9 protein-coding genes and 1 pseudogene are annotated in these 15,181 nt (G+C 50.7%); 5 read left to right on the top strand and 5 right to left on the bottom strand.

Annotated elements, in window-relative coordinates; translation table 11 throughout:
* Positions 1 to 139: 139 nt before the first annotated feature.
* From MXE39_RS13035 to MXE39_RS12225, 3 genes and pseudogenes are all read left to right on the top strand, one after another.
* Positions 140 to 340 (top strand): annotated as a pseudogene (locus MXE39_RS13035) (flagellin); the annotation flags it as partial.
* 81 nt (positions 341 to 421) lie between these two features.
* Positions 422 to 877, top strand: coding sequence for a flagellin (locus MXE39_RS13130; protein ID WP_348647483.1), 456 nt, complete (start codon positions 422 to 424; stop codon positions 875 to 877).
* A 66-nt stretch (positions 878 to 943) separates the two neighbouring features.
* Entirely contained in the window at positions 944 to 1,891 is a 948-nt protein-coding gene (locus tag MXE39_RS12225) for a flagellin (RefSeq protein ID WP_246978091.1), read from the top strand.
* 474 nt (positions 1,892 to 2,365) lie between these two features.
* On the opposite strand, the gene MXE39_RS12220 is transcribed toward MXE39_RS12225, so the two are convergent.
* The 5 genes from MXE39_RS12220 to MXE39_RS12200 form a co-directional block, all read right to left on the bottom strand.
* Positions 2,366 to 3,514 carry an MFS transporter gene (locus tag MXE39_RS12220; protein ID WP_246978090.1) on the bottom strand — a complete coding sequence of 383 codons (1,149 nt, stop codon included), beginning with the start codon at positions 3,512 to 3,514 and terminating at the stop codon, positions 2,366 to 2,368.
* Positions 3,515 to 3,553: 39 nt separating this feature from the next.
* Positions 3,554 to 3,736, bottom strand: coding sequence for a hypothetical protein (locus tag MXE39_RS12215; RefSeq protein WP_247074180.1), 183 nt, complete (start codon positions 3,734 to 3,736; stop codon positions 3,554 to 3,556).
* A 244-nt stretch (positions 3,737 to 3,980) separates the two neighbouring features.
* Entirely contained in the window at positions 3,981 to 5,024 is a 1,044-nt protein-coding gene (locus tag MXE39_RS12210) for an NAD(P)-dependent alcohol dehydrogenase (RefSeq protein ID WP_246978089.1), read from the bottom strand.
* A gap of 1,301 nt (positions 5,025 to 6,325) precedes the next feature.
* Positions 6,326 to 8,629 carry an ROK family protein gene (locus tag MXE39_RS12205; RefSeq protein WP_246978088.1) on the bottom strand — a complete coding sequence of 768 codons (2,304 nt, stop codon included), beginning with the start codon at positions 8,627 to 8,629 and terminating at the stop codon, positions 6,326 to 6,328.
* A 2,574-nt stretch (positions 8,630 to 11,203) separates the two neighbouring features.
* Positions 11,204 to 11,362 carry a hypothetical protein gene (locus MXE39_RS12200; protein WP_247074178.1) on the bottom strand — a complete coding sequence of 53 codons (159 nt, stop codon included), beginning with the start codon at positions 11,360 to 11,362 and terminating at the stop codon, positions 11,204 to 11,206.
* A gap of 892 nt (positions 11,363 to 12,254) precedes the next feature.
* Here MXE39_RS12200 and MXE39_RS12195 point away from each other — a divergent pair.
* Entirely contained in the window at positions 12,255 to 13,181 is a 927-nt protein-coding gene (locus tag MXE39_RS12195; RefSeq protein WP_246978086.1) for a flagellin, read from the top strand.
* Positions 13,182 to 13,969: 788 nt separating this feature from the next.
* Positions 13,970 to 14,878, top strand: a complete 909-nt coding sequence (locus tag MXE39_RS12190) for a flagellin (RefSeq protein WP_246978085.1) — start codon at positions 13,970 to 13,972, stop codon at positions 14,876 to 14,878.
* The last annotated feature ends 303 nt before the right edge of the window (positions 14,879 to 15,181 follow it).

Below are 15,181 nucleotides of genomic sequence, written 5' to 3'. Positions count from 1 at the left end.
AAGAGAGTTAGGCGAGTTCATGTCCCAGCTCAGCCATGAGCGCATGCGTGATTGCTTCTGTTGTGACATTTTAGATGACCTTAAGGATGAAGTTTGATGAAAATCACACTAGCTTAATACGCCGTACAATGCCTCAGATGGTATCGCTCTGGCCCAGACTATCGAAGGTGCTCTTGACGAGACCACTGGCATGCTGCAGAAGATCCGTACCCTGGCTGTTCAGGCTGCCAACGGTACCAACACCGCAGATGACCGTGCTGCCTTAAAGAAAGAGGCTGATGCTCTGTTCAGCGAGATCAACCGTATTGCCCAGCAGACCACCTTTGCCGGCAAGAAAGTACTGGATGGTGTTGATGGCCAGGGTAAGAGCGAAACAATTTTCGGCGAGGGTGTAACAGTTGGCAATAACAAGGTTGCCCGTATGACTCTCCAGGTGGGTGCCAATAAGGGCGATACCATCGACTTTGATGTTGCCAATTTCAAGTTCACCAAGATCGCTGATGACTCTGGTGCAATTGGTGGTAATAACGGTATTGCCAAGGGAGATGTTTTTGAGGGCAATAATGGTATTACCGGTCTTAAGTTTGATGATCCAACCAAGATTGGCAGCCTGATTACCCTCATGGATAAAATGATTGGCCAGGTTGACAGTCAGCGTGCCGGACTAGGTGCAATCCAGAACAGATTGGAGTCTTCCATACGTAACCAGGCTAACGTTTCTGCCAACCAGGCTGACGCCCGTAGCCGCATTCGTGACGCAGACTTCGCCGAAGAGTCAGCCAATCTGTCCCAGCAGTCTATTATTCAGCAGGCTGCTACTTCCATGCTGATGCAGGCTAATACCCGTCCTCAGCTTGGTCTTTCCCTGCTCGGCTAATCTACATATACCGTCATTTAATAATGTCGGGACAAGTACACAGGTACTCTCTAAAAGGATTTAGAAATGGCAGTATACGTAAATACAAATGTAAGCTCATTAAACGGCCGCAGATATCTTAATAACGTACAGAATCAGCTGACTACCACGTACCAGAGACTCTCTTCAGGTCTGAGAATTAATTCTGCCAAAGACGATGCTGCCGGCCTTCAGATCTCCAGCAGACTGACCACCCAGGTTAACGGTCTGAACCAGGGTAATCGCAATGCAAGCGACGGTATTGCTCTTGCTCAGACCATCGAAGGTGCTCTTGATGAGACCTCCGGTATGCTGCAGAAGATCCGTACTCTGGCTGTTCAAGCAGCTAATGGTACAAACACTGCTGATGACCGTGCTGCATTAAAGAAAGAGGCTGATGCTCTGTTCAGCGAGATTAACCGTATTGCAACTCAGACTACCTTTGCCGGCAAGAAGGTACTGGATGGTGTAGACGGAAACGGTAAGAGCGACACTATTTATGGTCAGGGTGCAGCTGCTGGTCAGAACAAGGTTGCTCGTATGACCCTGCAGGTTGGTGCAAACAGCGGCGATACCATTGACTTTGATGTTGCCAATTTCAAGTTCACAAAGATAGCTGAAGATTCAGGTGCAATCGGCGGCAATGGCGGCATAGCAAAAGGTGATGTTCTTGATGGACAGAATGCTGCTACCGGTCTGCTCTTTACTGACATCACCAAGATTAACAACGTGATCACTCTTATGGACAAGATGATCGGTCATGTTGACAGTCAGCGTGCTGGACTAGGTGCAATTCAGAACAGATTGGAGTCATCAATCCGCAACCAGGCTAACGTTTCTGCCAACCAGGCTGACGCACGTAGCCGCATTCGTGACGCTGACTTCGCCGAAGAGTCTGCCAATCTGTCCCAGCAGTCTATTATTCAGCAGGCCGCTACATCCATGCTGATGCAGGCCAATACCCGTCCTCAGCTTGGTCTTTCCCTGCTTGGCTAATAGCACTATATTATTTTAGAAAGTATTTATAAAATAGCCCGGACATAATGTTCGGGCTTTTTTGTGCCTGAAACAAGAAATAAGTTACAAAACAAATTAATTAGCATATTGCAGCACGATACCTTGTATATGCCGGGATCGGTCTTGCAGCTCAGAGCAGACAGATCTTTTAGTCTCATGCTTGTTGCATGAGTCTGATGCTGTGTGAAACACAGAGTGCATGGCGCCGCAGGCTTAATGCAGGAATCAATGCCCTCTCCACCGCTTCAAAGCATAGCCCTAATGCATTAGCAGGCCCCAAACGCAAAAAACCGCCGCGTAGTGCGACGGTTTTGTTATGGCAGGTGCCCGTGCTGTACCGGGGCTTCCAGTGTTGTGCAGGGCTACCGGACGTCAGGATGCAGTACGGCAGTAAGCCAGCCAGCCAGCTTGTCTGACAGAAGTCAGGCAGGACTGGCTGGCGGTCTGCCTGGATCAGGCACGCATGCGGCGGATGACGAAGGAGGCGAAAATCACTGTAGTGACGAGCGCAAGTGGCAGGAAAAGGGCGTTAATAAGGCCAAACTGCTGAGCAAGGAAACCCAGGGATGGTGGAATTACCAGAATGCCGCCGTAACCAAAGAGCGAGACAATGGTTGTGGCTGCTGAAGGGTGGATATCATCTCTGTGACCAACGCGGCTTAAGATAATAGGAACCAGCGGAGCAAGGCCGATACCGCACATGCCATAGCCTGTAAGGGTCAGATATGGTGAGTGGGTGAAGATAACCAGGCTCATGCCAATAAAGGCCAGGATGCCGCCAAAGAGAATGATACGGAAGTCACCTATGGTGTTACGTATCTTGTCTGAGCACAGACGGGTAATGGCAGTTACCAGAGAGTAGGAGCCGTAGACCAGAGCTGCAAGGCTCTCGCTGGATTGCTTTTCCTGTACCATTACCAGACCGCCCCACTCGGCAATAGAGCCCTCTACTGTATAGGCACACATGGCAAAAAGACCGCAGAAAATCACTGCCAGAGGGATTTTGCCAAAGCCCTTCTTCTCTTCCATACCCTCAGGGGCTACATCCTCAAGCAAAAAGCGGGCTGCCAGCAGCACGGGAATGATAAAGAGTATGCCCAGTGACAGGAAGTTGGTAGCAAGGCCAGGAACATACCAGGCAAAGATAGAGCCGCTGATAGATCCTGCCAGAGCGCCAATGTTCCAGCCGGCATGCATTCTGAGCATGTAGTGTCCGCCAGAGAGCAGCTCAAGATTGATAATCTGATTGTTGATGGCTATTTCAAAGTAGGCAAAGGACAGTCCCAGCAGGGCAAAAAGCAGACAGAGGCTTACAAGGTCATAAACAAAAGGGGTAAGCAGGAAGAGCACCAGTACACCAAAAGCTCCGCCACGCAGCATGGTACGCGAGGACAGTTTCTTGATAAGTACTGGAATTGTGGCAAAGCCAAAGAGTGAACCTGCACCCAATGAGGACAGGGCAAGGCCCAGTCCGGACTCATCAACTCCTGATATTTCCTTGATGGCCGGCATACGGGAGGTGATCTGGCTGTAGATAATGCCTACAAATAGAAAGAAGAAAAAGAGTGAAAGGACAATAAAACGAAAGCGGCGTTCTGCCATACTCCCGGTCTCCTGATGAATAAGTACTGAAATCAGCAATTAATAGTCAAAAAGTCCAGCAATATTAGCCAAAATCGAAAGATTTGTCGCCATGATATAGTCCTGCCAGATAAATATTTTTCCTGGAGCAAAAGCGGTATATCCCCTCATCAGTACTTTAATCACCATCAAAGTGCCATACCAGCTGTCCTGCAGGCTGCACTGGTGCGCTACCGGGCGCATTGTTGTCCTCTCTTTGCAGTACCACTGCTCATCTTATTGTGCACTCTCCGCACTTGTCTGACGGCTGCAGTGAGATGCGGGAGGACAACAGCCAGGCAGGTGCTGGCTGTATGGCGAACAGTCTTGACGGCTGCGTCAGGAGCGTAGCTTGTCGTTTTGGACAGGGCTGACTGGTTGTCAGGTCGCCAGGACGACAGTTTGGTGCTGCTGAGTTCGTGATCGGTGTGAATTATTGTTTGAGGTCTTAGATTTTTGAGCAGTCAATCATGATCTTGACGTCGCCTGCGGTGCCGGAAGCAGCGCGTTCAAAGGCGGCAACGGCATCGTTGAACTCAAAGACCTTTGAAATCAGGCGCTTGATGTCAAGAGCGCCGCTGCGGATCAGGCGGATAGTGCGAGGAAACATGTTGGCATAGCGGAAAACGGTCTTGAAAGTGACCTCTTTGGCCTGTGCTGCTGCAATATAAAATAGAGGCAGCTCCAGAGTGCTGCCGATAAGCACTACAGTGCCATTGGCCTTAACATGCTCGCACATGCCTGTTACTACAGCTTCAGCGCCTGAGCACTCAAAGACTACGTCACAGCCGGCACCACCGGTAAGGTCATTAACCACAGCCTTAAGGTCGCCGGGGCGGGCATTAACAGCGTGGATATTCTTATAGGAGGCTGCTACCTCAAGCTTGGAGTCAACTATGTCTACTATTATGACATCTGAGCAGCCACCGGCCAGAGCACACAGGGCAGTAACAATACCAATAGTGCCGGCCCCATATACCAGGGCAATGTCACCTGGTCTGATACCAGCCTTTGTTGCTGACTGCATGCCGATAGCCACCGGCTCTACCATGGCACCCTCGTAATAGCTGACTTCATCTGGAAGTTTAAAGGTAAATGCAGCCGGGTGAATGATGGTTTCGCACAGGCAGCCGTCAATTGGAGGGGTAGCAAAGAAAGTAAGCTCAGGATCGAGGTTATAACAGCCTGCCAGAGTCTCAGCTGAATCAAAACGTGGAATACCAGGCTCCATGCAGACACGGTCACCGACCTTCAGATGGGTAACGCCGCTGCCCACACGAACGATCTGACCTGAGGCCTCATGACCAAGCACCATAGGCTTTTCCACCACGTAAGGGCCAATACGGCCATGAGTGTAGTAGTGCACGTCAGATCCGCACACACCACAGGCCATCAGCCTGATCTCCACATCATGCTCGCCAAGCTTACGTTCTGGATTGTAATCGTCCTTAATGGCAATCTTGCCCTTCTCAAGTAAAGTAACAGCCTTCATAGCAAAACCTTCGATATAACCAGCCAGAACAGCCTTACATGACCATGCCCGCATCAGTGCAGGAGCAGCATTAAAGCAGAACTGGCGTTCTCGTAACTTAATCAGAAATTTAGATTAAGTGCATTATAGGATCGATTTTAATAAAAAGATCAGCCTGTTCAGGAAAAATTATTAAGTAAGGTCAAAATGACAAATTACCGGCACTTATAAGCCATCCATCATATGCTCTTGCTGTTCTCAGAAAGTGGGCGTAGACACTGAGTGCACGCAGACAGCCAGGCGAATTTAGCAGCTTTTCTCCTTTGCATTTGCCATGTTTAAGGCAGTCACAGCACCTAAAGAGTCTGTAAGTGACTTGCTTTGCATGGCTTTATGGCGATTTTACTGAACTTAATCATGAAAATATGGTTAAGTGTATAAATCACAGTGCCTCAGGATGACACAACTACTGTCAGACTGGCTTTGTCAGCTGGCCTTGCCAGCTGGGCAGATGAGGCTGACTGGTCTTGCTGCTCTGAATGCTATGACTGGTCCGAATGCTCAGCGCGCAGCGGTACTGACCAGAGCGTGAGTGACGGCAAGGCCAATATCCATGACAGAGTCAGGAAACAGCTCAATGATGCCCGGGCCCGCATTCTGATTCAGTCTGCTGCCGATGAGCCTGATTGCTTATTGCGGCTGTTGGTGGTGGTGAGGTTGCGTGCGCATGCAGCCTTCATTGAAATGCTCATGGTCATGAGGTGAGGCGAATCTTGATTGGGCCTGGTATGGCAAAGAGGGCACGACGAAACGTATGCAGTTCTGTTAGTACCTTAGCACCTGTAAGGGCCATGCAGCTGGCGGGGCAACTGACCAGCCACTGACGTGTCACATACTGTGCCGATGGTTATATGACGGAGCCGGGATGGCATATGGCTGATGCCCGGTTCGGGATGCATCTGCAGGATACGCAGCATGGTCAGATGGCAGGCGGGAGGAGCTGTTGATTCTGGAGGAGCTGCAGCCCTGTGACAGGCTGGTGGAGAAACCAGTTAACAGGCGCAGGATTATGGAGTCCTGAAATGAAGACGGGCCCTGAGGGCCCGTTGGAAATGAGGTTTTGACTGTTCATTGCCATGCAATGTTGCGCAATGCAGTACAGTGCTGCGCAGCAGGTCACATACGGGGCATGAGCAGCAAGCGCGGCAGCGCAGCATGAGCAACATGAGCAGCGCCGCGTGCGCTCCATGCTCGGTATGTGCAGCGTGCTGTATCACAGGCTGGGAGCTCTGCACGTGAGCGCCGTGCTGTCACACCGTAGTTCAGACAGTGCTGGTGCGGCGACGGCGGCGGCGTGGTGGAGGTGGCTCACCGGCAGCTGCAGCAGCAGCTTCTTTGGCTCTGGTTCGACTTGAAGTGCGGGCTCGGGCAGAGACAGCCTCGAGTATTGCTCTGTCATTGAGTCGTGGACGGAAATTGGCCAGAGCGGCCGCCTTTTCAGCCTCTGTTTCAGCAGCGGTTGGTTTTGCGGATCTTTTCTTACCCTTGCTGCGACCATGCGGTACTGTTGAAACAAGGTCGTAGTTCTCCTCAGGATCAATGTCAGGACGGTGAGCCTCATTGATACTGGCAACTTCGGCACGGAAGCGCTTGAGGTCAGCCTTCTTTATGGTGTGAGCTGCAACCTCCTGCGGAGTAGGAGGACGTCTTGTGCCATCGGCATCAAAAGTGCCCTTATACTCGACATCAGGTGGAACAGAGGCGCTCTGTCTTTCGTTTTGCAAAGCAACACTGCCGTTGAGCTGACTTTCAGGTTCTGGCAGAGATGTTTTTCTGGATTTGAAATAGTTCTTGCCAATATCTGCTGCGCGCACCAGTTCAGACAGAGAGTGCCTGCTTTCATCAGGACTTATGTCATTATCAAAGAGTGACTGCAGGCTATTACTTGCAGGATCAGTCCCACTGTTTTTCCGTGGTGGCTTCTGCTCTCTTGCTGATAAGAGCTCTACGGTGCTTTGCCTGGGAGTGCTTTTAGAGCGGCTTTTGCCAGTTCCAGATGACTTTGCTGAAGAGGCTGTATCCTCTGCAGCCTTGGCAGCAGTACCTTCAGTCGCGCCAGTGGCACCAGTCGCGCCAGTCGCACCTGAGGCTCCAGTGGCAGCAGCGCCACTGGTCCTGGCTAATCCTGATTCAGATGGATTCGCGGCTGACAGGCTGGAACCTGCAGTTCTTGCTGCAGCTGAGTCTGCATGTTCTGGACTGACCGAGGCGCGTGCAGAGTCTGTTCGTCCTGCACCTGCTGTGGTACGAATGTTACGGCTACGGGCGGTTCCTGCTTTTTCAGAGTGCTGTTCGCTTCTGGTACTAAGGCCATCAGATACGCCAAAAGATCCGTCAAAGCCGTAGTTTGGTGAGCGCATTGGACTGGTGCCAGGGCCTGGACCTGCGGTTTCCGCCTCCATCTGGAAGTTGGCAATGGTCTGGGTAACGCAGATCAGCGCAGCACCGAAGGCAGCCGGAGTGCTCTCAATGGAACCGCTGGCAACAGGGGCCACGTCGGAAAATAAGGAGCGCTTGCGGGCACGGGTATTAATCTCAGTAAGATATGGCTTGAGATAAGGGCCTACTGTGCCGCCAAGAATAATAGGGGTATCGCAGAGCATGGACAGATTATCAAGGATCATGCCCAGATACTTGAGGTAGCTTTGCAGTCTCTTTTCAGCCCTGATGTAGCGGGACTGCATGGATCTGTCGGTATAGGAAGGCCCCTCATAAATACAGGTAAAGAACTCATCGAGAGTCTCAAACTCATTACCCAGAAGAGCGCTTTCACAAAGGTATGGATCGACACAGCCATCCTTTCCGCAGTAGCAGCTGCGTCCCATAGGGATAAGAGTCATGTGGCCAACTTCACCGGAGCGGTTGTTCTTGCCCTGCATTAAAAAGCCGCTGGCCACAATGCCGCCGCCTACAGTGTGCGATAAAGACAGGTAGATGAAGTTGCGTTCCTTGGTAGCATAGGCCTCAGAAAGTGCACCGGAGTTAGAGTCATTGACCAGAATGATGCGGGCATTGAGGCAGCGGCCCAGAGCAGAGAAGTCTGCTTCCTGAAGACCAAGAATATGGGAGCGGCTGACCACATTGCCTGAAATAATACCCGGTACCGATACACCTACATATTCATTGAGCAGGTCTACCGATCCTGGCTGAGATTCAACAAAGTCACGGGCACGACGGGCTACCTCCATGAAGTATTCACGTGAGTAGCTGAAAGGGAAGCTCTGCTCTTCACTGGCAATCACATTGCACATGAAGTCCATGAGAACAAAGGTCAGGGTATGGTCAGTGATGTCTATACCAAGAGAATGGGTATAGTCTTTATTGAGGATGTACTTGGTAGGAGGCTTGCCTCCGGTGGAGGGAGCTTTGCCGCCAGGAACAATGATGCGGTTCTGGCGCAGCTGCTGGGTATAGCAGGTAACGGTCTGTAAGGTCAGGTTAAAGGTCTCTACCAGCATGGGATTGGTAACATAGCCGTAGAGCAGAATCATATTGCAAATCTTGTTTGCCGGGGTACGGTTCTCGTAGGACATCCCCCAGTTAATACCGTTGATTTGTTGGGTCAATTTGCTTCTCCTGTTTCCTGAACAATGTACCTTTTTATCTGACCGGAAAACTCTTAAATCATCACAAGCGAGTCCACCCCAAGCCCCACATCAGCAAGCCAGGCTGCCTGCCCGGCAAGGCAGCCTGCCCTGCCCTGGGCTGCGCAGCCCAAGGCAGCACCAGGCCAGCGCCGCAATGGCACGTGAGCCAGCTGCTGCGTCGCCGCGCATCCTGCACTCAAGCAGGGCCAGATAAGGTCTTGCAGGCACAATATGGCTGGTGTCCTGACTTCCGGCTGTAATCAGCCGGACCATGACCACCATGCAACTTGTCGAGGCGCCAAAAGCACCAGTGCCATCGGCATGACCAGCATCGTTAAGCTACCTGCATGAGTTGATGCAGGGCACAGCAGGCCTGAGCACAGGGATAAAAAACTGCCTGCGGCTTCAGGGACAGAGTGCTGCAGGCACTGTCACAGCGCAGCCTCTTTGCTGAGCTGGAGATTATGCTGTAGAGCCACTGGCATATCGTGGAGCCTGGGCATATGACCTGTTAAAGCAGTCAGCAGCGTGGTGCTGGCAGCTTCCCAGGACCATAAAGCAGGGCGGCCTTTGGGGCTGCGGTACGTGTGGAAGTGGCACGTGTGGATGCGTGCCTGAGCTTCAAGGCGTATGACTGTAGCGGCGTCTGTTGATGACAGGCACACCAGAACAGCATAAGTAGCCGTCATGGTTTCAGTGGCTGCAGCAATTGCTGTCACGCCACAGTGCGACTGTAAACTCAGTGGCATGGGGACAGCATCATTGGCCTGTACCTGAAGCATGTGAACAGAGCTGTGGGTGCAGCTCTGTCAGGGGTAATGTCCAGAGCAGTGTATGAAGGTACTCCGGAGTGTCACTTGCAGTATGTAGCGATCCCTGATGTCATGGGAGCTGATTCATTCCTGCCTCAGGGCGGCAAGGTAAATATAATATTCTTTAATGTCTGATAAGAGACTGAGCAGCAGGGACAGCTGCATCAAATGAAAAACTGTTTCTGTAAAAGATCCAGGGTCTGACCTGGCGGGCCGAAGCTCTCATGGGCGTGCATGCATGCACGCGAGCATTTATTCGTGTCACGGCTGATCTGCTGCTAAGGCAAATGACCACATGTAAGGACAGATGAGCACAAGGAGTTCAGCTAATAAATGCAGGATGCTCCTGTATGTTATGCCACAGACCGGTCGAATGCGGCCCGTCAGGCAGCATTGCTTTTAGCCTGGGCCGTGGCCTGGGCCTGTTGCTCAGACCATCAGCTCAGGCGGACGTCATCGAGCATAAGCTCAGTGTGTGACTGCCCAGCTGGCAGCATGGCCATTCTACGCATACTGAAGATACCGTAGCCTCCAGGTAAACAGATCCTGAAGATCGGCCTGGAGTTGAAGAGCAGGGCGGCATCAGCTTATAACCCATATCGTGCCTGCTAAGCCGCCTCGCCTGGTGCGGCAGTGCCTGGCACAGTAGTACAGATACAGGTGGCTGTTGATAATGAGCCCATGGTGCCATGGTCTGGCAGAGCACAGTGACCGCAATACGGTCGGTGCAGCCATATGAAAGCTCGGCAATGGCGCAAATGCGCGGCCTTGCTCTGGCATTATATGCTTTTTCCTTCCTTACGTACGTTACTTAACGTTAAATATTTGATTAAGCCGCCACGCGACAGTCATTGCCAGGGCCAATATCAAGCTCATAAATCGAGCAGAAACGCAGTATCAAAAATTGAAAAACGATGATCGAAAAAGACAGTCGTTAAACATCCAGCATGCACTTGATAATACCATATTTATCAGCTCTTACGCTGGGCAGACCACAGCTGCTCCCACACGCTGACCCTGAATCTGACAGGCATCCGTAGGTGAATTTCATACTTGTGCGTATTGTCTAATTACCGTTGAGCAACCTCTCCTCCAGACAGCCTTTCCATGACTTAATCAGATGACGCGCAGAGCACATGTCCATGGGATTATCGACACATAATCAGCCATGTGCCACCTCATGAAGCAATACTAAAGAGCGAATCAGCGTGCCAGCTGCTCCTTTGGCTGTCGCGCCAGCAATACCATGGCTCACCGTGACGAGAGCAGGGGCAGCGTATTGCTGGTAAAGGCAATGCCGAATGATAAAGGCAGGCAGGGCAGTGCAGGTCAAATCTGAGCAGGCCCAAAGGCGGCTGCCTGCAATGCAGAGGCATTACAAGCAGGCATGCGAGCCTGTATCAGCCACAGTAAGAGGCCTTGCATGCTGTGTGGCCAGACTGGCCAGATCTGACCTGCAGGCTGGAAAACTCTATTGCAGCCATGAACAGGGAATCTAAAGCTGGTTATGAGTTCCAGCATATGCCGTGAGTGGCGTGCAGTAACGTGCAGGAGTGTGAATGAACTGCCTCAGCGTGGCAAGGCGTGGTGAGTGTGCTGTGGCGAGGCTGGGTGCAGCGTGCTTTGGAAAGGCATTGCAAGGCATTGCATGCTGAGGGCGCCAGGGAATGGCATTTGTGCTTATGGACTGAAGAACCTGGCATCTGCCACAGGTTTAAGGCAAGCCACAAAACAGCGGAACTCAGAGGGGATGCGCCGGTTTTGGCAAATGGGCATTATGATGGCCACAGTGACGGATATCGATGGGGTGCGGAAAAAAGTTGTAAAAATCCTGATAAAAATCATAGTTACTACCTTTGACATCAGGAATGGCTTTTTCACGCGTAATAACGATGATCATTAATGTAAATAACATGTAAATATTTACCTATGTGACATTTTGGACTGGCAAAGGCCTTGCTTGCGCCATTTTCAGACGAAAAACAACATGGTCACACACACTGGCCATGGTACAGACGAAAAACGTTCCTGAAACAAACATCAACAATCACAAAGATTGTCCTTGCCTAAGCCATCTGCCCTTAGCATGCCATACCGCAGCTCGTGATCACAGCGTGTGGCCACATCCTGTGCCCACAGCCCATGACCTCCGTTGCCTTAAGCCACTCATCCAGCCACCAGAGCGGATGCCAGTGCAAGACCCACTGTAGCCAGCATGGCTCAGGCACATTGGTCTATGTCTCATGGCTTGCGGTAATAGCACAGTTGACCGGCAGCCTGTCATCAGTTGACTGAGGCTGAGATCTGAATTGCAGACAGCATCCAGAAGCCAGCTGCATGGCCTAAGTCATGAGCATAAGACCATATTCATGGCCATGGTATGAGCAGACCACAATCATGGCAGCATACCAAAGGTTGAGTGCTGCAGCTGCTGGAGCTACGGCCGCATCATATGCTGCTATGGCCATGGACTTTATAGGCGGGCGCGCAATCAGCTTGCTGGCCAGGCTCGCAATAAGCCCGATGAGCAGGCGCGCAATCAGCCCGATGGGATACGCCCCCAAAGCCATACGGGAGAGAGGCAGGTGTCAGATGAAATACGGCACGACTGCAGTCCTGTGGTGGCACGATTGCAGGCAGCAGCGGCATGACTTAATGCCAGTTGTGATATGACTGCAGGCCGTGGCGGCATGACAGCAATAACCGTAGGAATGGGCAGGCTGTTATGGCTGAAAGAGTGAGGTTGATGATGTTTCCGGGATGCTTCTTATCAGAAGTGGAGAGAAAGACAAATGGCACTTTACGTAAATACGAACGTCAGCTCACTCAACGGACAAAGGAAGCTGATGAATGCCACTAACAGCCTGAATGTCTCCTACCAGAGACTGTCTTCCGGCCTGCGCATCAACTCTGCAAAGGATGATGCAGCCGGTCTGCAGATATCTGATCGCCTGACCTCACAAATCAACGGCCTCAATCAGGGCAACCGTAACACCAATGACGGCATCGCCCTTGCCCAGACCATTGAAGGTGCCCTGGACGAAACCACTAACATGCTCCAGCGCATCCGCGTGCTGGCAGTTCAGTCAGCAAACGGCACCAACTCTGAGAATGACCGTAAAGCCCTCCAGGAGGAGGTCACTCAGCTCTCCCAGGAAATCACCCGTATTGCCAATCAGACTACTTTTGCCGGTCAGACTGTATTGCAGGGTAAAGCTAAGGGCATGATTCCTCAAAACGGTACGCTGACCTTTCAGGTAGGCGCTAATGCCGGCAATACCCTTGCATTAAACTGGGCATCAGCGTTTACATTAAGTGGCATCGCTTCACAGGCGGGTATTACTCAAGCGGCAAACCAGAAAGATGGCACTAAAGGCCTGGTAGAGGACGGCCCTAATAACGGCAAGTTTATTCGTTTCGGTGTTTCTAAAGCTGACATGGCCACGAAGACACTTGCAAATATTGACTCACTTATACAGGTTGTTGATTCCAAAAGAGCTGAGCTTGGTGCTTTACAAAATAGAATGGAAAGTACTATTAGAAATCAGGCAAATATCTCGGAAAATCAGTCCGATGCCCGCAGCCGCATAAGGGACACAGACTTTGCCGCTGAGACTGCCGCTCTCACCCAGAACAACATTATTCAGCAGTCCTCTCAGACCGTGCTGGCCCAGGCTAACCAGCGTCCGGTTATAGCCCTTGCGCTGCTGGGACGCTGATACAGGCATAACAGTCTCATCATTCTTCTCTCATGTCTTAAAGGCGGGGCAACCCGCCTTTTTTGCGTCCGCACTTTGCCATGAGGAGGAGGAGTAGAGGTTGACGTTGAGTCTGACCAGATTCCATGAGACTCAGGTCGACAACAGCAGGGGAAAAGCATTTAGATTAACGCGCGAATTTCAATGCATGTATTGATGATTCAACGCTGAAATTGAGTGCTTGCTGAAGCGATTTCTGCCGTTTGCGGCAATTTGTGCCGTAATGTAAGTATGGCAGTTGTCAAATTGATGACGTAAGAAGTTTGATTTGCCTGTAAATGCCTTAAACATCGTGTTTATGAACGATTTGCGTGGTAAGTAAAGACCAATATCCGGGAGGCAGTGGCTTGAGCCTTAATTCTTAGAGAAGCGCATAAATAAGACATTTTAGCTGCAGCTGCGGGTAATAGAGATGCACTCAGGGGTATGCTCGTTTTTGAGTGGAGAGATATCTCGCTTGATGGTGGCATGCATCGTCATATTAATCAGTATTAACCTGTATTACAGGCGGTTTTCTTGAAGCAGACCAGTTCGTTTGTGCGTGCTATGACGCATCTATATCGTGTTCTTGTGCGTAAAATATCATATGCACTGTCTAAAATATGACACTTTGGCAAAGAGCTTGCTGATGGCTGATTAACAAAAGATACTGTCCTGGAGCTGTCCGGGCATGACCTGAGGAGCGTATGTATTTGCTCTCAGGTATGAGAGAAATCAGAAAACATAATGATTTAGAGAGAGAGTAGAATATGGCACTTTACGTAAATACGAACGTCAGTTCCATTAATGCACAGCGCAAATTAAGCAATGCAACCCTTAATCTGAACGTCTCCTATCAGCGCCTTTCCTCAGGTCTGAGAATCAATTCTGCCAAGGATGACGCCGCAGGTCTGCAGATTTCCGACCGTTTAACAACTCAGATTAATGGCTTAAATCAGGGTAACCGCAACACCAACGACGGTATCGCCCTGGCCCAGACCATTGAAGGTGCTCTGGACGAAACCACCAACATGCTGCAGCGTATCCGTGTACTGGCCGTACAGTCTGCCAACGGTACCAACTCTGCTGCAGACCGTAAGGCACTTCAGGAAGAAGTCACTCAGCTGTCTGCTGAAATTTCCCGTATTGCCAAGCAGACCACTTTTGCCGGACAGGTTGTTCTTGACGGCGCAAAGGCAGGTCTTATTCCAGATGATGGTAAGCTGGTATTCCAGGTAGGTGCTAATGCTGGAAATACTCTGTCACTTCAGTGGTCACAGGCATTCCATTTAAGTGGCATTCTCACCCAGGCTAATGTTAAGGCTGAAGTTAAATCTGGCTTTACCAAGGTAGGTAATGGTGATAACTCCATAAGATTTACCATTTCAACTGCCTCTCGTGCTACTTATGTTCTCGAAAACATTGATAAGCTGATTCAGGCTGTAGACTCCAAGCGCGCTAACCTTGGTGCTCTCCAAAATCGAATGGAAAGCACTATCCGTAACCAGGCTAATATTTCTGAGAATCAGTCCGATGCCCGTAGCCGCATAAGAGACACAGACTTCGCCTCTGAGACTGCAGCTCTGACCCAGAACAACATCATTCAGCAGGCTTCCCAGTCTGTGCTTGCCCAGGCTAACCAGCGTCCAACCATTGCTCTGAGCCTGTTAGGCAGATAAATACAGCAAATTGTTTCTTTTCTCTCATTATCAATAAGGCGGGATAACCCGCCTTTTTGTGCTCTGTACATATCGAAATATATAAATAATGTTTTCTGGATGCAGGAAGTTAACATTTGCATTCTCGTCGGTATTGCCGTACCCATGAACTGTCATAATGAAGCGGGTGTTCCTGGGCAGGAGTGAAGACTGCTATGCGCTGTATGATCATCCAATCAAAGGCACAAAGCTGTGCATTGCACTGCGCTGCACTGTACTGCTGGCCCCTGAAACAAGAAAGCCCGGAAATCCGGGCTCTATAAG

Source organism: Anaerobiospirillum sp. NML120511 (assembly GCF_023050955.1).
Taxonomy (GTDB): Bacteria; Pseudomonadota; Gammaproteobacteria; order Enterobacterales; family Succinivibrionaceae; genus Anaerobiospirillum.
The sequence above is the reverse complement of the archived record's forward strand: the minus strand, read 5'-3'. Positions and strand labels throughout refer to the sequence as shown.

Coding starts and splice junctions, on each gene's coding strand:
- MXE39_RS13130 (WP_348647483.1), top strand. CDS start 422: ATGACTCTCCAGGTGGGTGCCAATAAGGGCGATACCATCGACTTTGAT.
- MXE39_RS12225 (WP_246978091.1), top strand. CDS start 944: ATGGCAGTATACGTAAATACAAATGTAAGCTCATTAAACGGCCGCAGA.
- MXE39_RS12220 (WP_246978090.1), bottom strand. CDS start 3,514: ATGGCAGAACGCCGCTTTCGTTTTATTGTCCTTTCACTCTTTTTCTTC.
- MXE39_RS12215 (WP_247074180.1), bottom strand. CDS start 3,736: ATGCGCCCGGTAGCGCACCAGTGCAGCCTGCAGGACAGCTGGTATGGC.
- MXE39_RS12210 (WP_246978089.1), bottom strand. CDS start 5,024: ATGAAGGCTGTTACTTTACTTGAGAAGGGCAAGATTGCCATTAAGGAC.
- MXE39_RS12200 (WP_247074178.1), bottom strand. CDS start 11,362: ATGATCATCGTTATTACGCGTGAAAAAGCCATTCCTGATGTCAAAGGT.
- MXE39_RS12195 (WP_246978086.1), top strand. CDS start 12,255: ATGGCACTTTACGTAAATACGAACGTCAGCTCACTCAACGGACAAAGG.
- MXE39_RS12190 (WP_246978085.1), top strand. CDS start 13,970: ATGGCACTTTACGTAAATACGAACGTCAGTTCCATTAATGCACAGCGC.